General features: G+C 63.0%; 19 protein-coding genes. 11 read left to right on the forward strand and 8 right to left on the reverse strand.

The window, feature by feature from the left end; all coding sequences use genetic code 11:
* Nucleotides 1-101 precede the first annotated feature (101 nt).
* The 3 genes from LB553_RS22510 to LB553_RS22520 all read left to right on the forward strand — a co-directional run bounded on the left by LB553_RS22510 (nucleotide 102) and on the right by LB553_RS22520 (nucleotide 3,715).
* Entirely contained in the window at nucleotides 102-581 is a 480-nt protein-coding gene (locus tag LB553_RS22510; RefSeq protein WP_059186480.1) for a MarR family winged helix-turn-helix transcriptional regulator, read from the forward strand.
* Nucleotides 578-1,774, forward strand: coding sequence for an HlyD family secretion protein (locus LB553_RS22515; protein ID WP_224516497.1), 1,197 nt, complete (start codon nucleotides 578-580; stop codon nucleotides 1,772-1,774). Before LB553_RS22510 ends, LB553_RS22515 begins: the two co-directional genes overlap by 4 nt.
* 408 nt (nucleotides 1,775-2,182) lie before the next feature.
* Nucleotides 2,183-3,715: a DHA2 family efflux MFS transporter permease subunit gene (locus LB553_RS22520; protein ID WP_224516498.1), complete on the forward strand. Its 1,533-nt coding sequence runs from the start codon at nucleotides 2,183-2,185 to the stop codon at nucleotides 3,713-3,715.
* Nucleotides 3,716-3,744: 29 nt separating this feature from the next.
* On the opposite strand, the gene LB553_RS22525 is transcribed toward LB553_RS22520, so the two are convergent.
* Nucleotides 3,745-4,251: a CAP domain-containing protein gene (locus LB553_RS22525; protein ID WP_224516499.1), complete on the reverse strand. Its 507-nt coding sequence runs from the start codon at nucleotides 4,249-4,251 to the stop codon at nucleotides 3,745-3,747.
* A gap of 236 nt (nucleotides 4,252-4,487) precedes the next feature.
* Here LB553_RS22525 and LB553_RS22530 point away from each other — a divergent pair, with 236 nt between their 5' ends.
* Nucleotides 4,488-5,312, forward strand: coding sequence for a DUF2189 domain-containing protein (locus tag LB553_RS22530; RefSeq protein ID WP_224516500.1), 825 nt, complete (start codon nucleotides 4,488-4,490; stop codon nucleotides 5,310-5,312).
* A gap of 3 nt (nucleotides 5,313-5,315) precedes the next feature.
* Here LB553_RS22530 and LB553_RS22535 read toward each other — a convergent pair whose 3' ends face one another.
* The 3 genes from LB553_RS22535 to LB553_RS22545 form a co-directional block, all read right to left on the reverse strand.
* Nucleotides 5,316-5,948, reverse strand: a complete 633-nt coding sequence (locus LB553_RS22535) for a LysE family translocator (protein ID WP_224516501.1) — start codon at nucleotides 5,946-5,948, stop codon at nucleotides 5,316-5,318.
* A gap of 323 nt (nucleotides 5,949-6,271) precedes the next feature.
* On the reverse strand, nucleotides 6,272-8,245 hold the full coding sequence (locus tag LB553_RS22540) for a TadE/TadG family type IV pilus assembly protein (RefSeq protein ID WP_224516502.1): 1,974 nt from the start codon (nucleotides 8,243-8,245) through the stop codon (nucleotides 6,272-6,274).
* A gap of 194 nt (nucleotides 8,246-8,439) precedes the next feature.
* On the reverse strand, nucleotides 8,440-10,374 hold the full coding sequence (locus LB553_RS22545; protein ID WP_224516503.1) for a pilus assembly protein TadG-related protein: 1,935 nt from the start codon (nucleotides 10,372-10,374) through the stop codon (nucleotides 8,440-8,442).
* A 278-nt stretch (nucleotides 10,375-10,652) separates the two neighbouring features.
* Here LB553_RS22545 and LB553_RS22550 point away from each other — a divergent pair, with 278 nt between their 5' ends.
* On the forward strand, nucleotides 10,653-11,513 hold the full coding sequence (locus tag LB553_RS22550; protein ID WP_224516504.1) for a TIGR01459 family HAD-type hydrolase: 861 nt from the start codon (nucleotides 10,653-10,655) through the stop codon (nucleotides 11,511-11,513).
* Nucleotides 11,514-11,545: 32 nt separating this feature from the next.
* Nucleotides 11,546-12,529: a bifunctional riboflavin kinase/FAD synthetase gene (locus LB553_RS22555; RefSeq protein ID WP_224516505.1), complete on the forward strand. Its 984-nt coding sequence runs from the start codon at nucleotides 11,546-11,548 to the stop codon at nucleotides 12,527-12,529.
* Nucleotides 12,530-12,544: 15 nt separating this feature from the next.
* On the opposite strand, the gene LB553_RS22560 is transcribed toward LB553_RS22555, so the two are convergent.
* The 4 genes from LB553_RS22560 to LB553_RS22575 all read right to left on the reverse strand — a co-directional run bounded on the left by LB553_RS22560 (nucleotide 12,545) and on the right by LB553_RS22575 (nucleotide 16,745).
* Nucleotides 12,545-13,099: an HdeD family acid-resistance protein gene (locus LB553_RS22560; RefSeq protein ID WP_224516506.1), complete on the reverse strand. Its 555-nt coding sequence runs from the start codon at nucleotides 13,097-13,099 to the stop codon at nucleotides 12,545-12,547.
* A 125-nt stretch (nucleotides 13,100-13,224) separates the two neighbouring features.
* Complete coding sequence (locus LB553_RS22565) at nucleotides 13,225-14,646, reverse strand: glycosyltransferase family 4 protein (RefSeq protein ID WP_224516507.1); 1,422 nt, start codon at nucleotides 14,644-14,646, stop codon at nucleotides 13,225-13,227.
* Nucleotides 14,647-14,659: 13 nt separating this feature from the next.
* Nucleotides 14,660-15,712 (reverse strand): glycosyltransferase, encoded by a 1,053-nt coding sequence (locus LB553_RS22570; RefSeq protein ID WP_224516508.1) that lies wholly within the window; start codon nucleotides 15,710-15,712, stop codon nucleotides 14,660-14,662.
* Nucleotides 15,713-15,734: 22 nt separating this feature from the next.
* A complete protein-coding gene (locus LB553_RS22575) occupies nucleotides 15,735-16,745 on the reverse strand; it encodes a hypothetical protein (RefSeq protein WP_224516509.1) in 1,011 nt (336 codons plus the stop codon).
* A gap of 187 nt (nucleotides 16,746-16,932) precedes the next feature.
* On the opposite strand from LB553_RS22575, the gene LB553_RS22580 reads away from it, so the two are divergent.
* From LB553_RS22580 to ileS, 5 genes are all read left to right on the forward strand, one after another.
* Complete coding sequence (locus LB553_RS22580; protein WP_224516510.1) at nucleotides 16,933-18,018, forward strand: glycosyltransferase family 4 protein; 1,086 nt, start codon at nucleotides 16,933-16,935, stop codon at nucleotides 18,016-18,018.
* 245 nt (nucleotides 18,019-18,263) lie between these two features.
* A complete protein-coding gene (locus tag LB553_RS22585) occupies nucleotides 18,264-19,814 on the forward strand; it encodes an acid phosphatase (protein WP_412033371.1) in 1,551 nt (516 codons plus the stop codon).
* A gap of 23 nt (nucleotides 19,815-19,837) precedes the next feature.
* Nucleotides 19,838-20,050 (forward strand): hypothetical protein, encoded by a 213-nt coding sequence (locus LB553_RS22590; RefSeq protein ID WP_224516512.1) that lies wholly within the window; start codon nucleotides 19,838-19,840, stop codon nucleotides 20,048-20,050.
* A gap of 131 nt (nucleotides 20,051-20,181) precedes the next feature.
* Entirely contained in the window at nucleotides 20,182-20,979 is a 798-nt protein-coding gene (locus LB553_RS22595; protein WP_224516513.1) for a MipA/OmpV family protein, read from the forward strand.
* 304 nt (nucleotides 20,980-21,283) lie between these two features.
* Entirely contained in the window at nucleotides 21,284-24,247 is a 2,964-nt protein-coding gene (gene ileS, locus LB553_RS22600) for an isoleucine--tRNA ligase (protein ID WP_224516514.1), read from the forward strand.
* The last annotated feature ends 72 nt before the right edge of the window (nucleotides 24,248-24,319 follow it).

Consider the following 24,319-nt stretch of genomic DNA (forward strand, 5'->3'; position numbering starts at 1 on the left):
CGCTAACCGTAACCGGCTTTGTCTGCTGCCATGTCGATTTGCCAGCTTCTGGAACAAAGCTGCCTCTTGAATAGTGAGCACGCTTATTATATGTATCGCTCATGGTTTCAGATGGTATCGACAGACTGGGATTCTTGATCCACGACGTGCAGCGCCTGATGCGCAAGCGTTTCGAGGCGCGCGCCAGTGGGTTGGGTCTTTCCTCGGCGCAGTGGCGCCTGCTCGTGCGCGTTGCCAAGGAGGCGGGCGTCGCGCAGGCGCGGCTTGCCGAGCTCCTCGAAATCGAGCCGATCAGCGTCTCCCGGCTTGTCGACCGCATGGAGGAGGGCGGCTGGATCGAGCGTCGCCAGGACGCGACTGACCGGCGCGTGCGCATGATCTTCCCGACCGAGAAGGCAAACGCGGCCTATGCCGACGTCAAGAGCCTGGCCGGCGAGGTCTATGAGGAATCGCTGACCGGCGTGTCGGCGGAAGAGCGCCGCGTCCTGATCCGCGTGCTGGATACCATCGTGCAGAATCTGACGGATGGCGAGACGTCGTCCCTGGAAAAGATCAAGAATACGGAAGGGGCAGCAGCATGAATGCGGCAGCCAAGATAGAAGACGACAACGTCACCAAGCTTGCGCCGGCGCAGCCGGTTGCAGAAGCCCCGGCGCAGCCGGCGGCCGCTCCGGTCGCGGCGGTTCCCGAGCCGCAGCCGGCACCGGCGCCGAAGAAGAAGCGCCGCCTCGGCCGCTTCCTGCTGATGGTTGCCCTGCCGCTGGCCCTGCTTGCCGGCGGCTCCTATGTCTGGGTGACGGGTGGCCGCTACCAGGAAACCGAGAACGCCAACCTGCAGCAGGCCAGGATTTCGGTCGCCTCCGACACGGCCGGCCGTATCGTCCAGGTCGGCATCGCCGACAACCAGCTGGTCAAGCAGGGCGACCTTCTCTTCGTCATCGATCCCGAGCCTTACAAGATCGCGCTCGCCCAGGCCAACGCGGCGGTCGCCGCCGCGCGCCTCAATGTCGAGCAGCTGCGCGCCGCCTACAGCCAGGCGATGGCGCAGGAGAGATCGGCGAGCAGCGAGGTCGATTATGCGCAGTCGCAATATGACCGCGCCGCCGATCTTGCGCAAAAAGGCATCAACGCCAAGTCCTCGCTCGACGAGGCCCGCAACGATCTGGACAAGGCCAAGCAGCAGTTGGCCGTCGCCCAGCAGGGCATCGTCAGCGCCAAGGCAGCACTCGGCGGCAATCCGGACATCGAGACCGACAAGCATCCGACCGTGATGGCGGCGCTCGCCGCGCGCGACAAGGCCGCCTACGATCTGGCGCAGACGACGGTCAAGGCGCCGGCGGACGGGGTCGTCTACCAGGCCGCCTCGTTCAAAGTCGGCCAGTATGTTTCGGTCGGGACACCGCTGTTCGCGCTCGTCGAGACCGGCGACACCTGGATCGACGCGAATTTCAAGGAGACCCAGCTGGCCAATATGAAGCCGGGCCAGAAGGCCGAGATCGTCGTCGACACCTATCCCGGCCGCACCTTCGAGGCGACCGTCAAGGCGATTGGCGCCGGAACGGGCGCGGAGTTCTCGTTGCTGCCCGCGCAAAACGCTACCGGCAACTGGGTCAAGGTCACGCAGCGCATTCCCGTGCGCCTGGAGTTGACCGATCCCGACGCCAAGATGGCGCTGCGCACCGGCATGAGCGCCACCGTCACGGTCGATACCGGCGTGGCGCGCGGCCTGCCGTCGATCTTCGGTCACGCCACGGCAGGGGAGCAGGCGCAGTAAAGACAGCGAAGCCCGTGGCGATCCGGCGGGCATTGAGGGATTGGTCCGGTGGAGACGTGGCAAGGACCAGCAGGGCAAGCCCATGGCGGCTCGCTCGAAAGCTGAGGCCCGGCCACGGACCCGTCGGTCCTCAGGTTTCCGGGCGGCAGGCATCCGCTCCAACAGAGACTTTCGGTCGATGTAACCCCCACATCGATCGTCGCGTCCCACCGCGATGAAAGTCTCTCAACGGGATGCTTTGCCGCCCGGAAACCTAGAGCCGGATGATTTCAGGCCTGTTCGACCGGAATCTAAGTCCGCCTCTAAATCAGAGAGATAGAGAATGATGGCGCCCGAAAGCCGCTTCATACTTTTTTGGCATCATGCTCTAACGTACATGTTTTTGTTACCTGCTGGAAGTTCAGCATCATGAGCACGCCCGAAGCTTTCAAGGAAGTACCGCACCGCGGACTGATCACAGTCGCGCTGATGCTGGCGACGATCATGCAGGCGCTCGATACCACGATCGCCAATGTCGCGCTGCCGACCATGACCGGCGACCTCGGCGCGTCGCCCGACAACATCAACTGGGTGCTGACCTCCTATATCGTGGCCGCGGCGATCATGACGCCGGTTACCGGCTGGCTCGCAGACAGGCTCGGCCGTAAGGAGCTGTTCCTCACCGCCGTCGTCGGCTTCACCATCTTTTCGATGCTCTGCGGTCTCGCCTGGAGCCTCGAGACCATAGTGCTCTTCCGCCTGCTGCAGGGCGTGTTCGGCGCGGCCATCGTGCCGCTGTCGCAGACCTTCCTGCTCGACATCAATCCGAAGGAGCGCCATGGCCAGGCGATGGCCATCTGGGGCGCCGGCATCATGCTCGGGCCGATCCTGGGGCCGACGCTCGGCGGCTGGCTGACGGAAAACTTCAACTGGCGCTGGGTGTTTTTCATCAACCTGCCGGTCGGCATCCTCGCCTTCCTCGGCATGGCCGCCTATCTCCCCGTCATCGCCAAGCGCGTGCGCGGCTTCGACTTCTTCGGCTTCGCCATGCTCTCGCTCGGCGTCGGCGCGCTGCAGCTTCTGCTCGATCGCGGCGGCGAGGTCGACTGGTTCAACTCGGCCGAGATCTGGATCGAACTCGCCCTGTCGCTCACCGGCTTCTGGGTGTTCATCATCCACACGGTGACGGCCGAGCACCCCTTCATCGATCCGAAGATATTCCTCGACCGCAATTTCGTGACCGGGCTGGGGTTCATCTTCGTCATGGGCGTGCTGATCCTGGCCTCGATGTCGCTGCTGCCGCCTATGCTTGCCAACATCTTCGGCTATCCGACCGTGACGATCGGCGTAGTGCTGGGGCCGCGCGGCATCGGCACGATGATTTCCATGCTCGTCGTCGGCCGCATCATGCACAGGATCGATGCCAGGATCCTCGTCGCCATCGGCTTCCTGCTCACCGCGCAGTCGCTCTATACGATGGCGAGCTTCACGCCGCAGATGGACAATTGGCTGATCATCTCCTCGGGCGTCATCCAGGGCCTCGGCATGGGCATGGTGTTCGTGCCGCTGTCGACGGTCGCCTTCGCCACGCTGGACGCGCGCTACCGCACCGACGCCACCTCGCTGTTCAGCCTGGTGCGCAATCTGGGTTCGTCCATCGGCGTATCGGTGGTCGCGGCGCTGATGGTGCGCAACACCCAGATCAACCACACCGAGCTGTCGGCCTTCATCAACCCGTACAACCCGAACCTGTGGGCCGCTTCTCCGGCGGCCGCCGCCGGCAATCCCGCAGCACTTTCCCAGGTCGACCGTGCGGTGAATGCCCAGGCGATGATGATTTCCTATATCAACGACTTCAAGATCCTGATGGTGATGACGTTGGCCGCGATCCCGTTCGTCATTCTGCTGCGCAAGCCCAAGGCGGCGCCCGCGGGCGGGGCGCCCGCGGCCCACATGGATTGATAAAGTCGCTGATCTCAGCCGACCGCCTTTCAACGGCCCAACACCAGCGCCCAGTAACGCAGGGCGGGATCGCGGCCGTCGCGCACATAGGCCAGGCCAAAGCGGCTGAAATCCGGATCGAGCATGTTGCGGCGGTGTCCGTCCGAATGCATCCAGATGTCGAACAGTTTCTCGAGGTCGAAGCGGCCCTCGGCGATGTTTTCGGCCGCCGCACCCCGCACGTCATTGTCCTTCATACGCGAGGCAAAATCCTTGCCCCAGCCGGTGGTGTGGCTCATGCGCTCGCGCGAGGCCATGTAGCCGGCCTGCTGCAGCGCCGCCTGTTCGAGCTGCGCGTCCGGCGTCAGCGTGGGCAGACCGGCGGAGCTGCGGATACCGGCCAGGGTCGCCGTGGCGGAGGAGGAGACGCCGGCGCCTTCGCCGGTCGGCACGGAGACGGTGCTGCAGGCGGCGATGCCGGCAAGCGCTGTAAGGCCGGCGGCCTTGAGCAGCGTGCGGCGGTTGAGATCGGGGAGGGCTGTGATCGAGATGCTCATCCGGCCTCTGATACCGCCGATCATGGCTTTTGCCGGGCAGGGATGAAAGGCTAGGGATGAAAATCGCGTGAAGCGGCGACTTTCCCCGGAATATCGGTTATGATGCGGCCGTTCTTGAAGTGGCAGCCACGGGCGGCCACCGCAGGCGGTGACCGACCCGCGTTGATCTGGCGCATGATTGCTTGACGAGAACCTTCCGGTTCTCGGGCTCATACGTTGACAAACGGAGGACGGTTATGGCCGGTTTTCATGTCATGACGGACGCGCACGGGATGCATGTGCAGCCCGCGTTGCGCCACATCACCACGTCGGATCTCTGGGATGCGTTGAGGCTCGGCGCTGAGGATTTCTGGGCCAAGCCGTCGCATTATGTGTTCCTGTGCCTGATCTATCCGATCGTCGGCCTGATCCTGACGCGGTGGAGCTCCGGCTCCAACGCCATCCAGCTCGTCTATCCGCTGATGTCGGGCTTCGCGCTGATCGGACCCTTCGCGGCCATCGGCCTCTATGAGATCAGCCGCCGGCGCGAGCTCGGCATGAGCAGCCGCTGGCATCATGCGCTCGACGTGCGCCATTCGCCGGCGCTGCCGTCGATTGCGGTCATCGGCATCCTGCTCTTCGCGCTGTTCCTTTTGTGGTTGTTCGCCGCGCAGTCGCTCTACACCAGCCTGTTCGGCGCCGAGCCACCCGCTTCCGTCGGCGGTTTTTTGCGTGACGTGCTGACGACCGGCAAGGGCTGGACGCTGATCCTCGTCGGCAACGCCGTCGGCTTCGTTTTCGCGGCCGTCGTTTTGGCCACCACGGTCATTGCGTTCCCGCTGCTGCTTGACCGCGACGTCGGCGCCGTCTCGGCGATCGAAACCTCGGCCCGCGCGGTGATTGCAAATCCGCTGACGATGGCGCTCTGGGGTTTGACGGTCGCCGTGTTGCTGGTGATCGGATCAATCCCGCTGTTTGCCGGCCTTGCCGTCGTCATGCCGATCCTTGGCCACGCGACCTGGCATCTCTACCGCAAGGTGGTCGAGCCGGAGCAGATCCGGCCTGTACGTCGGCCGATGTAGGCGTCAGCGCTGCGCCTCTGTCGCCATCTTCGAGGCCAGCGCCGTCAGCACCGTGCCCATCATCCAGCGCTGCACGACCAGCCAGAACGGCCGTCCGGCGAGGAACGCGGCGATCGAGCCGGCGGTTACCGCGATGATGGCGTTGACGGTGAGGCTGATCGAGATCTGCGTCACGCCGAGCACCAAAAGCTGCGACAGAACATGGCCCTTGGCCGGATTGATGAACTGCGGCAAGAGTGACAGATAGAGCACCGCCACCTTCGGGTTGAGCAGGTTGGTCATCAGCCCCATGACGAAGAGCTTGCGCGGTCTGTCCCTCGGCAACTCACGGACCTGGAAGGGCGAGCGTCCGCCGGGCTTGAGCGCCTGCCAGGCAAGCCACAACAGATAGAGCGCGCCGGCGAAGCGAAGCGCGTCGTAAGCGTAAGGCACGGCGAAGATAAGCGCGGTGATGCCGAAGGCCGCCGAGACCACATAGAACAGGAAGCCCAGCGCCACGCCGCCGAGCGAGATCAGCCCGGCTTTCGGCCCTTGCGACAGCGAGCGCGAGATCAGGTAGATCATGTTCGGCCCAGGCGTGAGCACCATGCCGAGGCAGATCAGCGCGAAAGTGAGATGATTGGCGGCGTCGGGCATAGGAGTCTCCCAGCAGTAGCTGCACATTCACCAGACGTGTCGCCATTCGCAAGAGCTTGCTGCGGGAGGTGCTTGCGCCAGCGAAGACAATTGGCGAAATCGGCGAAGCGGCCAATCTCCCCCCTTGCGGGGGAGATGCCTGGCAAGGCAGAGGGGGGTGCTGTCCCGCCGGCGTCGATAATTTCATACGGTCTAGGCAGTGGCCTATTTGACAAGGGCTGGCGTTCCTTCACACCCCCCTCTGGCCTGCCGGCCATCTCCCCCGCAAGGGGGAAGATTAGCAGCGTTCGCGCCGGCGCTATTCAACCAACGCTAAGTGCGCCTTACCCAACCACGCGCAAATTCGACAACTCGTTGGCAATCTCCTTGAAGTTGTCGGAGAGCGTTGCGCCGGTGGCGTTCCAGAACAGCTTGGCCGGTTTGCTGGGGTCGGTCGGATCCTTGCGGAAGCGGGAATCGGAAGAGCAGGCCTTCAGCGCGGCCATCGCCTTCTGGTCGCTTGAACTGGTAGACGACATGTCGAGCGCTACCGTCATCACCATGATGTTGGCCGCCTTGGCGTTGTCGCACAGCTTCGCCATCTGCTCGTTCATCGCCGCGGTGTAGTTGCTCGAGGAATAGTTGAACTGGCCGATGGCGCTCGACGTGCCGCCGAACAGGCGGGTGACCGAGGTGCTGTTATAGCCGACGCCGGTATAGCCATAGGCGGCATAGGTCGACTTGTTGCCGGCCGGGTCGGAACTGACCGTCGAATAGGTGTTCTCGCCGTCGGTGAGAACGATGACGACCTTGTCGTTGCCGCGTTCCGTTTCCGGCCGCCCCTCGGTGAAGGGCGGGCTGCTCGAAACTGTGCGCCAGCCCCAGGCCATGCCTTCGGGCACATTGGTGTTGCCGTTGGGCTGCATCAGGTCGATCGCCGCTTTGATGGCCGCGAGCCCATCCGTTTGCGTGACGTCGGTGAGCGGCGTGATCGGGGTGATGGTGCAGCTGTAATTCGGCCCGGCGCCCTTCGACAGCACGGGGGCATTGATCGGCCGGGGCATGAAATACTTGGGCATGTTGGATTGTCGCGTCTTGCCGGTGGTGCTCGACGGATCGTCGTTCCACCAGCTGTTGGCAGCGCCATAGGTGACCGGGTTCGGCTCGTCCGGATCCTGCGTCACCTTCCAGTGGTTGCCCGGTTCGTCCGGCGCGAACATGGGCACGAACATGGTCGCCGGATCGCCGACGCCGATGCCCGTGTTGTTGGGCCCGCCGGAGGCCGGCGTGTCGTCGACATTGTACGGATAAGGCCGGACCTCGACACAGCCTTGCCAACTGGCGAATGGGCCGTAGGTGTCGATATAGTCGTATTCGTCGTGGCTGCGCTTGCAAGTGTGGTTGTCGCGATATTCGTCGCAGACGAAGCGCTTGCTGCCGGCGATGCGTTCGTGGCTGGTGACGACCCTCATATCCCGATAGAGCTCGAAACGGGTCAGTATCTGCCCTTCCTCCGCGCCCCAACCGGTTCCCTTTTTATACCAGATACCATTGATTTTCTGAGCGTATTTGGTGGGAGCATTCAGCGTCAACCAGTCGAAATTCTCGTTGGCGATCGGTGACAGCCCGTAGGTGTCCATCCAGGAGGCGTTGTCGTTGTTCGGCCCGACATTGACCGAAGCCGCGAACGGCACCAGGCTGAACTGGACCGGTTTGTCGATCTGCTTGATCTGCGCTGCCTGCTGCGCCAGCGTATCGACAAGTTGCTTGGCGGCCTGCTTGAGCAGGTCGATGCGCTTCTGTCCCGTGCCTGTGCCGGGCGTTGTCATGGAACCCGAATTGTCGAGCACCATCGCCACTTCCAGCGTGTTCTTCAGCCGCACCTGGGAGTTCATGGCGAGGTTGATCGGCTTGTTCGCATCGATCGTGGATGCGCCGACGAGCAGCGAGGAGGATGGATAGAAGTAAGGATGGTAGTTCAGCGTCGCGCTCATTTTAAGCAAGCCGCCGCCGGCCTGGTTGGTCGGCAGCGTGATGTTGAGCGAGATGTTGGCAGGGTCGATGTTGTTGAGGTTGGCGTTGAAGAAGTCGACTGCGTAGGCTCTGATCTGGTCGTCCGTGGCGCCTTCGGCAAGCCGCCGCGCGGCGGCGAAATTGGCGGCGTCGAGCGCGTTCAGCACCATCTGCTTCTGGCGATTGAGCTCGCTGAAATCGATGGCCATCGCCACCGCCCCCATCAGTGGCACCATGGCGATCGCTGTCATGAGCGCATAATTGCCGCGGCGGTCACGGCAGAATTGATGCCAGAATTTGCGCATTGTACTTGCCCCCTCCGCCGGCGGATTTCTGTCAGGCCACACTTCCACAAAGCGCTGAAGGCGCGGTTTGGCTAGCGGGTTGATTGCTTAACGGCGACTCCACCAACCGCTAGCCAAATCATTGCCAGACACATGCTGCGCGATGGAAAACGCGCGCCTCGCGGCCGGGCGTGGTCGATCGTCTGTCGTGCCGTTCAGCTGACGATGCGCAGGTTCGATAGCTCGTTGCCGATTGCCTTGAAGTCGTCCGACAGCGTGGCGCCGGTCGAGTTCCAGAACAGTTTCTTCGGCGTCTTGCCTGTCGGGTCGGCTGGATCCTTAGCGTAGCGCGAATACGACGAGCAGGTCTTCAGCGCTGCCATCTGCGCCGCCTCGGCCGTGTTGCTTGAATCGAGGTCGAGCGCGATGGTCATAACGATGATGTTGGCCGCCTTGGCGTTGTCGCAGAGCGTTGCCAGATGCTCGCTCATGGCCTTGGTGTAGTTGGCGTTCGAATAATCGCTCTTGCTGACGTTCATGCTGGTGCCGAGGAATGGCCGGCCGTAGGTGTAGGAGCTTCCGAACGGCTTGGTCTGGCTGCCATAGGCAAGATATCCGAGGGCCGAATAGATGGCTTTGTTGCCGGAAAGATCGTTGCCGCCGCTCCTGTAGTAGGTGCCCGAGTACGTCTGGGCACTCACCGAATCCGGCGTGTAATAGGTATTGGCGCCGTCAGTGAGCACGATCAGCACCTTGTCGTTGCCCTTTTCGGTCTCCGGCCGACCGTCGGTGAACGGGGCCGCGCTCGAAAGCGTCCGCCAGCCCCAGGCCATGCCTTCCGGCACGTTGGTGGCGCCGACATCGACCATAGCGTCGATCGCGTTCTTGACCGTGGTGGCGCCGGCAGAGGTGGAGACATCGGTCAGAGGCGTGATCGCCGTCGTGCTGCAGCTGGTGTTGGGACCGGCATTCGAGCCGTAGGCGGGTGTCACCTTGGTCCCGTAATTGAAATATTTCGGCATGAATTTCTGGCGGGTCGGGCTGTCGGTGCTGGGCGTCACGTCGAGGTGCCAATTGTTGTTTGCCGGCCGGCCGTTGCCGTCCGTATAGTCGGTCTCGTCAGGCGCGAACATCGGCACGAAGAGCGTCGCCGGCGTCGAGGTCGAGGCGGCCGTATCCTGGATATTGTACGGATAGGGACGCGACTCGACGCAGCCGCTCCAGCTAGCGATCGGCGCGTAGGTTATGTTGGACGTGCAAACATTGTTCGAATCTTTGGTGCAAGCCGAAATTCGCTGCATCCATTTGTAGAGTGAGAAACGCGTCAGCGGCTTGTCTTTTTGGGTGGCGTCCCAGTCCGTGCCGCGCGCATACCAGATGCTGCCGACCTTCTCGACATATCTCTGCGGCCAGGGCGAATTCCCCTGGGTCATCGTCGTCCAGTCGAAATTCTCGTGCTGGATGGGCGAGATGCCATCTTGATCCATCCAGGCCGCATCTTTGTTTGCCAGGCCGATGTTGACCGAGGCGGCGAACGGAACCAGGCTGAATTGAACCGGCTTGGAAACCTGCTTCATCAGCTGCGCCTGGCCAGCAAGCTGGTCGACCAGCTGCTTGGCGGCACTCTTCAGAAGATCGAACCGTACTTGGTTCGAGCCGTGGCCGAGCTCGGTCATCGAGCCGGAATTGTCGAGCACCAGCGCCACTTCCAGCGTGTTCTTGAGGCGGATTTCAGACTTGGCCGAGAAGTTGATGTTCGTCTGGCCCGGGGTGCCGCCAAGCAGCATGACTGCCGCCGGCAGGAAGTAGGGCTGGTACTTCAAGGCCGCTTCAAGCACCAGCGTGCCGCCGCCCGCATTGTTGTTCGGCAGGGTTACCGTCAGCGTCGTGTTTGCCGGAAGGACGTGTCTGAGATTGGCCTCGAAGAAGGTTTTTGCGTACGCCTTGGCTTCGGTGTCGCTGGCGCCGGCGACGATCTGCTGTGCCGTCGCGATGCCGGCGGCATCCAGCGCGTTCAACGTCTCCTGGCGCTCCCGCACCAGTTCGGTATAGTCGACCGCCAGCGCCACGCCGCCCATCAGCGGTATCATGGTGATGACCGTCATTAAGGCGTAGTTTCCCCGCCTGTCGCGAAAAAAATCGCGGATCATTGTGCTACCCCCGCCAAGGACCCATGTTGGAATACGACCATGGTCGCAGTTGCTATGATACCATGGTCATAAATCGTTAAATTTCAGCTTGCGCGAAACAATCAACCACGCATCACCTTTTTGACGGCCGTTAACCCTGTGCTCGCGGGCTTTGGGCATCGCCTAGGGGTGGCGACGGGGAAAGCTCGTGACAGGATGAAGCGCTTCCGTTATGCGGGACCGGCCGCGGCGGCTCGGCTGTCGCGGCCTTGCCACGGATCAAAAATCAGGGACACGGCATGGCGGATTCGCCTGACATCATCGCTTCGCTCGACGATCTTGCGGGGCGCTACGCCGCCATCTTGTGCGACGTTTGGGGCGTCGTGCACAATGGCGAATGGCATTTTCCAGCCGCCGCCGCGGCGCTTGCAAGGGCGCGCGCGGCCAAGATGCCTGTCGTGCTCATCACCAATTCGCCGCGTCGCAGCGCCGACGTCGTCGCCCAGATGAAGATCATCGGGGTTCCCGCCGATGCCTGCGACCGGGTCGTAACGTCCGGCGACGTGACCCGCGACCTGATCGTCGAAGGACCCAGGAAGATCTTCCATATCGGTCCCGAGCGGGATTTCACGCTCTATGACGGACTTGATATCGACATCGTCGAGGAATTCGAGGCCTCTGGCATCGTCTGTACCGGGCTCTATGACGACGAGGTCGAGAAGCCCGCCGACTATGCCGAGCTGCTGCAGCGGCTGCGTGCCCGCAATCTGCCGTTCATTTGCGCCAATCCGGATATATTGGTGGAGCGCGGCGAGCGCACCATCTGGTGCGCCGGCGCGCTCGCGCGAGACTATGCGCAACTGGGCGGCCGCACGTTGATTGCCGGCAAGCCATTTGCGCCGATCTACGATGTCGCCATGAAGGAAGTCGCCGGCCTTCTTGGCCGCGCCGTCGAGCGGAGCGAGGTTCTCGCCATCGGCGACGGCATGATGACCGACGTCAAGGGCGCGGCCGACAACGGCTTCGACGTGCTCTATGTCTCCGGCGGCATCCACGCTCGCGACTATGGCGATCCGCTGCGGCCCGATCCGGAAAGGCTGGCTGGCTTCCTTGAAAAGCACGGATACCGGCCGGTCGCCGTCATTGCGCGTCTGCAATAGGTTGGTGGTCTGGCCATGACGGACGCCTCGACATGAAGCAAGCCTTCGAACATCTTTCGGCGGTCTCGCCATTGCCCGCGCATCTGCGCGGCGGCGTCGTGGCGATCGGTAATTTCGACGGTGTCCATCGCGGCCACCAGTCCGTCCTGGAGCGTGCGCTGAGCGAAGCCCGCCGCAACGGCGCGCCCGCCCTGGTGCTCACCTTCGAGCCGCATCCGCGCAAGGTGTTCCGGCCACAGGTGCCGCTCTTCGTGTTGACGCCGCCGCCGATGAAGGCGCGGCTGCTCGCCGGAGTTGGCTTTGCCGCTTTGGTCGAGCAGCCGTTCACACGCGATTTTGCCTCGCTCTCGCCCGAGGCTTTCGTGACCGATGTGCTGGAGAAGAACCTCGGCATCCGCCACGCCGTCACCGGTTTCGACTTTCATTTCGGCAAGGACCGCCAGGGCGGTCCGGCCTTTCTGATGGCGGCCGGAGAACGGCACGGCTTCGGCGTGACGCTGGTCGACGCCTTCCGCGACGAAGGCGCGGAGGTGGTTTCGTCGAGCCGCATCCGCGAACTGCTCGCCGAGGCCAAGGTGGAGGAGGCCGCCGGCCTGCTCGGCTACCGTTTCACCGTCGAGGGGGAGGTGATCGGCGGCCAGCGGCTTGGTCGAACCCTCGGCTTCCCGACCGCCAATATGCGGCTTTCGCCGGAAGCGGCCTTGAAGGAAGGGATTTATGCCGTCCGCTTCCGCCGCGCCGATGGAACGCTTCATGACGGTGTCGCCAGCTTCGGCCGGCGGCCCACCGTCGATGACAATGGCGCACCGCTGCTCGAAACATACGTCTTCGATTTTTCCGGCGATCTCTATGGCCAGACCTGCCAGGTCTCGTTCTTCGGCTTCCTGCGGCCGGAGCTCAAATTCGATGGTCTCGACGCGCTGGTGGCGCAGATGAAAAACGACGAGGCGGAGGCGAGGGCGCTGCTCAAGGGCGTGCGCCCGCTCTCGCAACTCGACGCCGAAATCGCTTTCTAGATCGCCCTGTTGCTTCTAGCGCTTCAAGGCGAGGCCGATGGCGATGAAGCTCCAGCCCTGGAACACCAGGTCGATCGCCAGGAATAGGCCCAGCACCCAGAGGCTGTTCACCGGCCAGCCCAGGGCGATCATCAGGCCGAGCAGAATGGTGATGATGCCGGCCGCGAGCAGCCATCCCCAGCCTTGCTGCGGCCGGTGACTGAAGGCCACCCAGGACCGCAGAAGCCCCGAAGCGACGAGCGCGATGGCCAGCAGCAGCGTCAGCACCGCCGAGGCGAGCAACGGGTTGTCGAAGGCGAAAAAGCCGGCGACGGCGTAGAGCAGCCCGCTCAGCAGCCAGTAGAAGAAACGTCCCCAGGTCTTGACCCCGAAGGCATGGATGATCTCGATGACGCCGGCCATCAGCATCAGCCAGCCGACGACGTAGACCGAGGCGACGGTAGCGATGAAAAGATTGCCGAAGGCGATGCCGCCGAAGATGAGCAGCAACACGCCGAGCGCCACGAACCATCCCCATTTGTCCCGCGTCTGGCCGATTGCGTCTCTGAGTGCATCGCTTGGCAGAGTCATGGCTTCATCTCCCTCGAAATTCACCACCGGTTGTGCGGCGAGAGGAAGCTAAACCCAATGGTATTGTCCGTCCAGCAACAGGCGCCGGTCCGCCTTGCGGCCGGCCGTCTCCGACCGCAAGGCGGTCATCCTCGCGGCGGCCGGGTTTTGTCCGCGAATGGCGCAAGCGTCGCCTCCAGCGTCTCCCGTCCGGCCTGCTCCCAGCTTCGCGCCACGAATTCTGCGGCCTTCGCCTCGTACGGAGCACGGGCCGCGGGCGAGATGATCCACCCCCGCATGGCGTTTTCCCATCCTTCGACGTCGAGCGGTTCAAGACAGAGACCCGACGAGCCGACGACTTCGGCGATGGCTCCGCCCGTAGAGGCGATCAGCGCCTTTCCGTAGGCCAGTGCCTCGACGGGCGGCAGCCCATATCCTTCATAGAACGAGGGGTACACGCAGAACGCGCTGTTGCGGTAAAGAAGGGACAATGTTGCGTCATCGACATTGTCGAGATGGACAAGGCTACTGCCATAGTCGGGATGGCTGTGAAGCTTCGCCAGGACTTCATCGACCATCCAGCCGCTGCGGCCGACGAAAATCAGCTTCGTGCCGCTGCGCGCGACCGTTCCGTCAAGGACGAGGCGCCGCCAGACATCCATGAGCAGCGAATGGTTCTTGCGCGGTTCGATGGTGGAAACAAAGAGGATATAGCGATCCGTCTCGAGCCCGTCCGGCAGGCGGCCGTCCGCCTTCGACTTGCGGGCGCTGTCGCAGCCGAGAGGGACAAGTCTCAGTTCCGGCAGGTGGATGCCGAGCTTGGCGGCATATTCCTCGACATCGGTGGTGACGCGCCTCGAAGTCAGGATGAAGCGGTCTGCCAGCCTGATCGCCAGCTTCACATAGTCCGTGAATCTCTTGACGTCGTGCGGCTTGTACCATTCGGGAAACTGGATCGGAATGATGTCGTTCAAGAGCACGATGAGCTTTGCCCCGGCGGAGCGCGCCTCGCGCGATATGACTGCGACATCGGTATGCACCCAGTCGCTGTTCATCAGGAGCAGATGGTCGCCGGGCGAAAGATTGTATTTGTCGCCGGCCACCGTCCGGAGTGGGACGATCCGGGTGCGCGAACCGTCCTCGCGAGCGACTTGCCGCCGCTCGTTTTCCTTCATCAGCCGGTTTTCGATCCGCTTAAGGAAACCAAGAAAAGGGCTGCCGGGATTGCGCCGGCCGAACGCGCCGATTTCCGTTATCAGGACACGGCGCGGTTTTATGATCGCCATCAGCAATCGCCGCGCCCGGTTCGGCCAGCGATCGTAAAACCGCATCTTGATGCGCGCCGGGTCGGGATAGAAACTCATGTCGCACGAGATGTCGCCGGCGATGATTTCTGCCGCCATCTGCGGCGAAACCTGCCTGAGGACCCGCTCGATCGGGTCGAACACGGTGAACGCCACCTCGGCGGCCTTGAACGCGGCCGCGGTGTAGTGCCGCTGCACGCGGACCAGGCCGACCGGAGGGCCGAGCCAGCGCGCCATGCTCGTGAGATCGACGACAAGCCGCATCAGCCGGGCCGCATCAGTTCGGCCGCATCTTTGCAGGGCGCGCGATCATCCTGCGCCAGGCCAGTCGAGGTCCGAGTGCGAGCGTCCTGAAAGAGGGGGCGCCGACAGCCGCGAGGAACAGCAGCTTGCACGTGACGGCCATGGGTATGCCCGCGGTTCGCAACAGCAACTCGATGTCGCGTCTTTCCAGGCTGGAGACGCCGACCCCCGTGGCGGCCCGCCATGCCAGAAAACCTGCAATGGCCTGCGCGGGCTGGCCGTTCGCGTCGAACGGCTCGGAACGATGGCGACGCAACAGCGCCGACTGCCTGGCCAGTGCCGCGGCCGCCTTTTGCTGGTCCTGCTTCATGCGCGATACTTGTCCCGGATGCGATCTCAGCTTCACCAGCGGCACTTCCATATTGGCCAGTTTTCCCGTCTCGGAAAGCCGCAGCCATAGATCGTAGTCTTCGGCATAGGTGAAGGCGTGACGGTAGCCTCCCGCGCGCCGGACCGCCTCGGTCCGGAACATCACCGTCGGATGAAGCATGGGATTATACCTGGCAAGCGCGTCCCGCAACGGGCCCTTGCCGGTGGGGACGTCGATCGGCCTCAGCAGCTTTCCGTCCCGGTCGATCTGCAGTCCCGCCGTACCGAGCAACTGCAAATCGGGATCCGCCTCGAAACACGCCACCTGCAGGCGCAACCTGTCGGGCAGCGAGACGTCGTCGCAATCCATGCGCGCCACAAGAGGGGCCCGTGCGAGCGAAATCCCCATGTTCAGCGCATCGACGATCCCTTTGCCGCGGTTGGCGACAACCTTGACGCGGCCATCACGGTCGCTGATCGACGTTGCGATCGCGGCGCTGTCATCGCAAGATCCATCGTCGACGACGATGACCTCAAGATCCGCCAGATCCTGGTCCAGGATGCTTTGCAGGGCCTCGCCGACATATTGTGCGCCGTCTCGCACCGGAATGATTACGCTTACTGTCGGCAATAGAATGGTCCTTGCGATAGCCGGCCGGGATAGGATGGCCGTTAAATTGCCGGGTGTCGGCAGCCTGATCTCAAAATTCCATTCCAAAGTTCCATCGATCTGTCGACTGTCAATTTCTTTGTCTGGCTGATCCGAGCGAGACCTCAAGGGCGGGGGCGAGCAGCCGCAGGACCGCTTCACGCTTTTTCGCCTTCAACGACGGGTCGCCGTCGAGGCCGACTTCATGAAGCCAGCTACCCCGCCATTCGCAATAGGCCCGTCTGAGCTCAATCCCCGGCAAGGCGGCGAATGCAGTTATTGGCCGTTGCGGCACCGTGTTCGGGTCCGCATCCCGATAGAGCACCTCCCAATTGGCTCCGCCGGTGTCGAGGCCGGCGAACCAGTCGAGCGCGAAGTCCAGAGGCTCGCGGCCGACGGCGTCAAATCGAAAGAAACAATAGCCGGCCCACAAATACCATCGCGCGCCTGCCCAGCGCAGATCGCCGTAAAAAGCCGTGGCCTCAAGAGGTTCGAAGGGGTCGCATGCCTGCGTCGGGAAAAGATCCTGGTCCAGGAATCCGAACGCGGCCGGTGCAGCAGGCTTCAGGACATTGTGCCACATCCAGTTGAGCGCCGCGCTGTGCGACCGGCTCGGGTTTTTCACAGTCCACGGATTGGCTGGCAGCCTGATATAGACGGCGCCATGGTCCGCGCAAACCCGCCTGTTGTCGTCTGCGGAAGCCTCGCTGATGCTGTTGTCGGCGACGATGTGGAGATCGTGGCGAACAAGTTCTCCCGTCAGCCGCAATTGCAGCTCCAGGCATTGGGCATCGCCAAAGGCGACCGTCAGCAGGACATGGCGGCCTCGGACGGCGGCACGGATATCACGGATATCGCCACCCGTGGCCGGCTGACGCACAAAGCTCCGGTCGATTCTCCGGTAACGGGCAGTTTTGATGGCATGCAGCAGCGGCTGCAGCCTCAGCCACTGCCGCCAGTCATATTCGCGTAGGGCCTTCGGCACGGCTATCGCGGCTTTCCGCCGGGGCCGGCTTGGCAGCCGCGATCGCCCTGTGGAATTTTCATGGGCGCGCTCCAGCAGGGTTCTTTTGGGAAAAAGCTTGAACCCGAAAGCATCCAAGTCTCTTGATAACCGGCTATATACAGCATATTCGTGATTTCAACACGACCAACATTTGAGCGCCGGCCGTGTTTGTTTGAATGGGGAAGTCTGGGGCGCACCCGGAGTCTCTCTCGGTCGATCTTGGGGGTAAGGCGGCGCTCCGGAAAATGTGATGAGAATCTGTTGTGCAATCTCTGCCCTCTTTATGAACGGGGGTCTGCAGAGAGATTGTCTGAATATCAGTGACCGACTGGTGGAGCGCGGCCATAGCGTGACGATCCTGACGACACGCCAGGTCGGTCATGTCGAGAGTTCGGCGACCATAAAAGTCCATGCGGTACGGGTTCTCTCCAACCCTGGTACCGAATATGCGCTGGGAAGGACCGTGTTGGCGGCCAGGCGCGACTTCGACTGCGTGGTCGGTTTCAACAAAATGGCCGGCCTGGATATCTACTATGCCGGCGACCCGCCTTATTTTGCGTCGAAGCTCGGATGGTGGCGGCCGTTTTCCCCCCGCTTCATGCGCCAGCAGAACCTCGAATCGATGATCTTTGCCCCCGGCAACGCCGCGCAGATCATAGCGCTCAGCGAACAGCAGGCAGCGCTTTACCGCGGCTTTTGGCGAACCGAGGAATCGCGCGTTCACGTCGTCGGGCCGACGCTCGATCCGAAACGCCGCAGGCCGGACCTGCTGACTGTCGACCGCAATGAGATCCGCGATCGTTTCGGGCTTCCCCGCGAGGCGGTCATCGCCTTGACCATCGCCAATCGATTGAAGGTGAAGGGTCTCGACCGGGCGGTAAAGGCTCTTCAGCCGTTTCCGGGCATCCATTGGCTGATTGCCGGCCTTCGAAAGAACAGCGAGGAAGAGACGCGGCTTCGCGGCCTGATTGCCAAATCCGGCATGTCGGAACGGGTTACGCTCTTGGGTATCCAGGAAGATATTCCGGCGATCGTGGTTGTGAGCGATTTCATGCTCCATGCGGCTCGCCTGGAAAATACCGGCACGGTGATCCTCGAGGCGCTCGCGAATGGCCTGCCGGTCATCGCCTCGGACGCTTGCGGATATGCAAAATATGTCGAGGCCAGCGGGGCTGGACTGGTCGTGGCCAATCGCGACGATCCCGAAATCTGGCAGCAGGCGATCCGGAAAGCCGGCGATCCGGCGGTCCGTGCGCAATGGCGCGAGGCGGCCATTGCCTACGGCGCGTCAAACTCGCTTACCGGCGGATTGGAAACGGCCTGTGACCTGATAGAGACGTCGCGCCACAACCGGCGCGCCGTAGCATGAAATCTAGGCAAGCGGTTACCGTTTGCCAAAGGCCCTGCCGCTGAAGAGCATCATCACGTAAGGACGATCGCCGCCGGCCGATCGGGCCCGTCATGGCCCCGCCGTGTCGGACTTCTCTCCACATGTGGCCGGCGCATCCTGTCGTTGCGAAGGTATCCCCAAATGGCACCGCGATCCTTCGCTGCTATTGCAAAGATACGCCGAAGCTGGTGTCATCCTGTTTTGCACGACTGTGAGGTACGGTGATGACGCGCTCCTCTGGGATTGCCCTGTTTTCCTCAACTTTCGTTCTGTGCGCTGCCGCTTCAGCGTCCGCTTCCGCAGCCCAGCCCGGCGATCCCCCGGACGGCATGCCAAAAATAGAAACGGTGGTTGTCATCTTCGCGGAGAACCGCGCCTTCGACAATCTTTACGGCCATTTTCCCGGTGCCGAGGGCATCGACAAGGCTAGCAAGGAAAGTCTTGAGCAGCGTGACCGTGACGGTTCGGTGCTCTCCGAGCTTCCGCCGGTATGGGACGGGCTGACTGCCAAGGGCGTCACGCCGCCGGTGACGCAGGCGATGACGGAGCACCTTCCGAACGCGCCGTTCACCGTGAACGACGCGAAAGGTTTCAACGTCCCGCTCAACGCCACAACGCACGATCTCTGGCACCGCTATTACCAGAACCAGATGCAGATCAACGGCGGCAAGAATGACATGTTCGTCGCCTGGGGCGATTCAGGCGCCATGCCGATGAGCAATTGGGACATCTCCAAGGGGGATATGTGGGCCGTTGCGCAGAAGTACGTTCTGGCCGATCATTTCTTCATGGGTGGCTTCGGCGGCTCTTTTTTCAACCATCAGTGGCTGATCTGCGCCTGCGCGCCTTACTACGCAAATGCCGACAAAAGCACGGCCAAGCCATCGATCGCGGTGACGGACGATAGCGGCACGGCGCTGAAGCTCGCCGACAATTCACCGAAATCGGCGCGCGACGGCATCCCGAAATTCGTTTCCGATGGCAATCTGACGCCGGATTTCTACGCGGTGAACACGATGCAGCCGCCTTACCAGCCCAGCGGCAACGATCCGGCGCCGGGCGGCGATCCGCGCCTGGCGGATCCGGCCAAGCCGACGACCCTGCCACCGCAGACCGAGCCGACCATCGGCGACATGCTGAGCCTCAAGCACGTCAGCTGGGCCTGGTATTCGGGTGCCTGGCAATACACGCTTGAACACGGCAACCACACGCCGATCCCGAATTTTCAGTACCACCACCAGCCGTTCAACTATTACGCCAACTTCGCGCCGGGCACTGAAGCCAGGCGTGAACATCTGCGCGATGCCGGACTGGGCGGCGTGAGCTTCATCCAGGCGATCGACGATGGCGTCCTGCCGCAGGTTTCTTTCTACAAGCCCCAGGGCAATCTCAACGAGCATTCCGGCTATGCCGACATCCAGGCCGGCGACCGCCATATCGCCGATGTCATCGCGCATCTGGAGAAGAGCCCGCAATGGCCGCATATGCTGGTCGTCATCACGTATGACGAGAATGGCGGCATCTGGGACCATGTCGCGCCGCCCAAGGGCGATCGCTGGGGCCCGGGCACGCGCATCCCGGCAATCATCGTTTCGCCCTTCGCCAAACACGGCTATGTCGATCATACGCCCTATGACACGACCTCGATCCTTCGCTTCATTACCGAGCGCTTCGAATTGCCCGTGCTGCACGGCATAGTGGTTCGCGACCGAGCCGTTGCGGCGCATGGCGAGCCAACGCTCGGCGACCTTACCGGCGGGCTCGAGCTGAATTGATGGCCCGCATCCGGAGGTCGAGGATGGACGCTGACAGGATTGTCGCGCTGGTCACCGCCGGCGGCATCGAACTCACCGACCGCCGGCGCAACGTCAGGAACGACGGCTGGTCACTGAGCTTCGCCAACGGTGCCACGGTGGAGGTGGGCGACGACGGCAATGTGCGTATTGGCGGAAAAGGCACCAAGGCCGTGGCGGGGCTGCTGGACCTTCCGGTCGCGCCGCGCAGCACCTGATCCGGTAGCCGTTCTCATATCTCGCAGCTGCCGTCCACGTTGCGGATTTTAAGTCAAATTTTACCGAATGCACGGCATGGCTTGAGCGCTGGCGAGTGGTGCTGCCGGCGCGTTCCGCGTAAGGGGTGACGATGCGTATTGTCGGGAAGATTCCTCTGGCCGTCGCCATGAGCCTGCTCGCCGCGACTGTCGCTCAGGCGGGCGAAGGCGGCTGGATATCCGGCGACTGGTATCTCACACTCGGCGCCACGGGGCTCGTCGCGCCGAACTTCGAGGGCGGCAAGAAATACATGCTCAGCGCCCAGCCGATCATCTCGCTCGGAAAGGTCGGCCCCGAGGCGCGCTTTGCCTCGCGCAACGACAACATCTCGCTGGCGCTGATCGATGACGGTTCCGTTCGCGCCGGCCTGACCGGTAAGTTCCTATTCGCGCGCGAGAGCGACGACGAACTGAAAGGCCTCGATCCGGTGCGCTGGGGCGGCGAGGCGGGTGGCTTCTTCGAATTCTATCCGCTGGATTGGGTGAGGGCACGGGCGGAGCTGCGGCACGGCATTCGAGCCCATAACGGTTTCGTCGCGGACATCGCGGCCGACGCCTTCTACGACGTCACGCCGACCATCCGCATTTCCGGCGGCCCGCGCGTCTCCTTCGCCTCGTCCGACTATTTCGATGCTTATTACGGCGTCAACGCCAAGGAAGCGGCAGCTTCGGGCTTGAGCGAGTATCATCCGGGCGGCGGCGTGAAGTCGACAGGCCTCGGCGGCGCGATCACCTGGAAGGTGACCGAGCCGATGACGGCGAGCGTCTTCACCGAATATTCGCGCCTGATGGGGCCGGCTGCCGATTCCAGCCTGGTCAAGGAACGGGGCGACCGCAACCAGTGGACCTTCGGTGTCTCGACCTCTTACCGCTTCAATTTCACGATGTAGGTCGCGAAAGCGGCCTCATGCCTTCAAATCCGCGCTTTATTCCTGCCGCGCCATCCGCTAAAAGCCACGCCATGACGAGCTTTTCGCGCCTTTTCGCGATCGCGATACGAATTACGGGCCCGGTGTTCCGGGCGGCCTGAGCGCCGCTGGAGCCGCCGGGAGTTTTCGCGCGCGCCCCTCGCGTTTTTTCATGAACATCAACGCATATCGCCCGAAGGTGGCTTCCGTTTCGGGAAAACGATATGCGTCAAAGCAAGACTTGACGCCCGGCTTTTGTCGTCGGGTACCCTGAGATGGCAGATCAATGACCGACACCGTTGAAACGATCGACTATTCCAAAACGCTCTATTTGCCGCAGACGGATTTCCCCATGCGCGCCGGGCTGCCCGAGAAGGAACCAGGCCTGGTCAAGCGCTGGCAGGACATGGATCTTTACAAAAAGCTGCGCAAGGAGGCCGCCGGCCGACAGAAATTCGTGCTGCATGACGGTCCGCCCTACGCCAACGGCAACATCCATATCGGCCATGCGCTGAACAAGATCCTCAAGGATGTCATCAACCGCTCCTTCCAGATGCGCGGCTACGACGCCAACTACGTGCCGGGCTGGGACTGCCACGGCCTGCCGATCGAATGGAAGATCGAGGAGCAGTACCGCGCCAAGGGCAAGAACAAGGACGAGGTGCCGGTCAACGAGTTCCGCAAGGAATGCCGCGACTTCGCGGCTCATTGGATCAAGGTCCAGGGCGGCGAGTTCCAGCGCCTCGGCGTCATCGGCGATTTCGACAATCCCTATACGACCATGGCTTACCATGCCGAGTCGCGCATCGCCGGCGAGCTGTTGAAATTCGCCATGTCCGGCCAGCTCTACCGCGGTTCGAAGCCGGTGATGTGGAGCGTGGTCGAGCGCACCGCGCTCGCCGAGGCCGAGGTCGAATATCAGGACTATGAGAGCGACACGGTCTGGGTGAAGTTTCCGGTCGCGAGCCTCGCCCAGCCGGTCGCCGGCGCCGCGCCGGCGCTGGATGGAACCGCGCTCGATCTGGTCGAGGCGCATGTCGTCATCTGGACGACCACGCCCTGGACCATCCCCGGCAACCGCGCCGTGAGCTATTCGCCGCGCATCGCCTATGGCGTTTATGAGGTGACGGCGGCCGAGAACGCCTTCGGCCCGCAGCCCGGCGAGAAGCTGATCTTTGCCGACGCCTTGGCCGAGGAATGCGCCGCCAAGGCCAAGGTCGCACTGAACCGGCTTCACAGCGTCTCGGCCGAACAGCTTGGGAAGCTTACGCTTTCGCATCCTTTCAAGGGGCTCGGCGGCGGTTATGAATTCCCGGTGCCGATGGTTGCGGGCGAGCATGTCACCGACGATGCCGGCACCGGCTTCGTGCACACCGCGCCCGGCCATGGCCGCGAGGACTTCGATGCCTGGATGGAGGCGGCCGCTGACCTTCGGGCGCGCGGCCTCGACACCGCCATCCCCTTCACGGTGGACGATGCCGGCTTCTTCACTAAGGACGCGCCGGGCTTCGGCCCTGGGCGCGAGGGCGGTGCGGCGCGCGTCATCGACGACAACGGCAAGAAGGGCAACGCCAACCAGGCGGTCATCGACGAGTTGATCAAGCGCAACGCGCTCTTCGCGCGCGGCCGGCTGAAGCACAGCTATCCGCACTCCTGGCGCTCCAAGAAGCCGGTCATCTTCCGCAACACGCCGCAATGGTTCGTCTATATGGACAAGGACCTGGGCGACGGCACGACGCTGCGCAGCCGCGCGCTGAAGGCAATCGACGACACGCGCTTCGTGCCGGCGGCGGGCCAGAACCGCATCCGCGCCATGATCGAGGAGCGCCCAGACTGGGTGCTGTCGCGCCAGCGCGCCTGGGGCGTGCCGATCGCGGTCTTCGCCGACGAGGACGGCAATGTGCTCAAGGACGAGGCCGTCAACCGGCGCATCATGGACGCTTTCGAGAAGGAAGGCGCCGACGCCTGGTTCGCCGAGGGCGCCAAGGCGCGCTTCCTCGGCAATCACGATGCCTCGAAATGGCACCAGGTGATGGACATCCTCGACGTCTGGTTCGATTCTGGCTCGACGCATGTCTTCACGCTGGAAGACCGTCCGGACCTCAAATGGCCGGCCGACGTCTATCTCGAAGGCTCGGACCAGCATCGCGGCTGGTTCCATTCCTCGCTGCTCGAAAGCTGCGGCACCAGGGGCAGGGCGCCTTACGACACGGTCATCACCCATGGCTTCACCATGGACGAGGAAGGCCGCAAGATGTCGAAGTCGCTCGGCAACACCGTCGTGCCGCAGGATGTCATCAAGCAGTCCGGCGCCGATATTCTGCGGCTCTGGGTGGTGACGACCGACTATTGGGAGGACCAGCGCCTCGGCAAGAACGTGCTGCAGACCAATATCGACGCCTACCGCAAGCTCAGGAACACGATCCGCTGGATGCTGGGCACGCTTGCCCATGACGACGGCCAGGATGTGCCGGTCGAGGCCATGCCGGAACTGGAGCGGCTGATGCTGCACCGGCTGTCGGAGCTGGACGAGGTGGTGCGCCAGGGTTACGACGCGTTCGAGTTCAAGCGCATCACCCGCACGCTGCTCGACTTCATGGTGGTGGAGCTTTCGGCATTCTATTTCGACATCCGCAAGGACGCGCTTTACTGCGACGGCCCGTCGAGCCTGCGCCGCAGGGCGGCCGTGCAGGTGGTGCGCCATCTCTTCGAATGCCTGGTGAAATGGCTGGCGCCGATGCTGCCCTTCACCACCGAGGAAGCCTGGCTCGACCGCCATCCGGAAGCCGCCTCGGTGCATCTCGATCAGTTCCCGGCGATCCCGCAGAACTGGCGCGACGAGGCGCTGGCCGAGAAATGGCGCAAGGTGAGACAGGTGCGCCGCGTCGTCACCGGCGCGCTGGAGATCGCGCGCGCTGAGAAGCTGATCGGTTCTTCGCTCGAGGCCGTGCCGGTGGTCACCATCGACGACGCCGCGCTGGAGGCGGCGATCGCCGATGTCGACATGGCCGAGATGGCGATCACCAGCGAACTCGTCATCAGTCGCGGCAAGGCGCCGGGAGGCGCCTTCACGCTCGACGACGTCAAGGGCGTGGCGGTGGTGGTGGAGAAAGCCGAGGATCGCGGTCTGGTCAAATGCGCGCGCTCCTGGCGCTACACCGCCGATGTCGGCCAGGACCCGGAATTCCCGGACGTTTCGGCCCGCGATGCGGCCGTGCTGCACGAGCTGAAGGGGCTTGGGCGGGTTTAGCGCATGTCGCCCAAAGCATGCGCTCGGGCTTGTCCCGAGCGTGCGCAGCGGTTTTGGGATCCAGTGCAAAAG

The sequence above is a fragment of the Mesorhizobium sp. CA8 genome, from assembly GCF_020164955.1.
Taxonomy (GTDB): Bacteria; Pseudomonadota; Alphaproteobacteria; order Rhizobiales; family Rhizobiaceae; genus Mesorhizobium.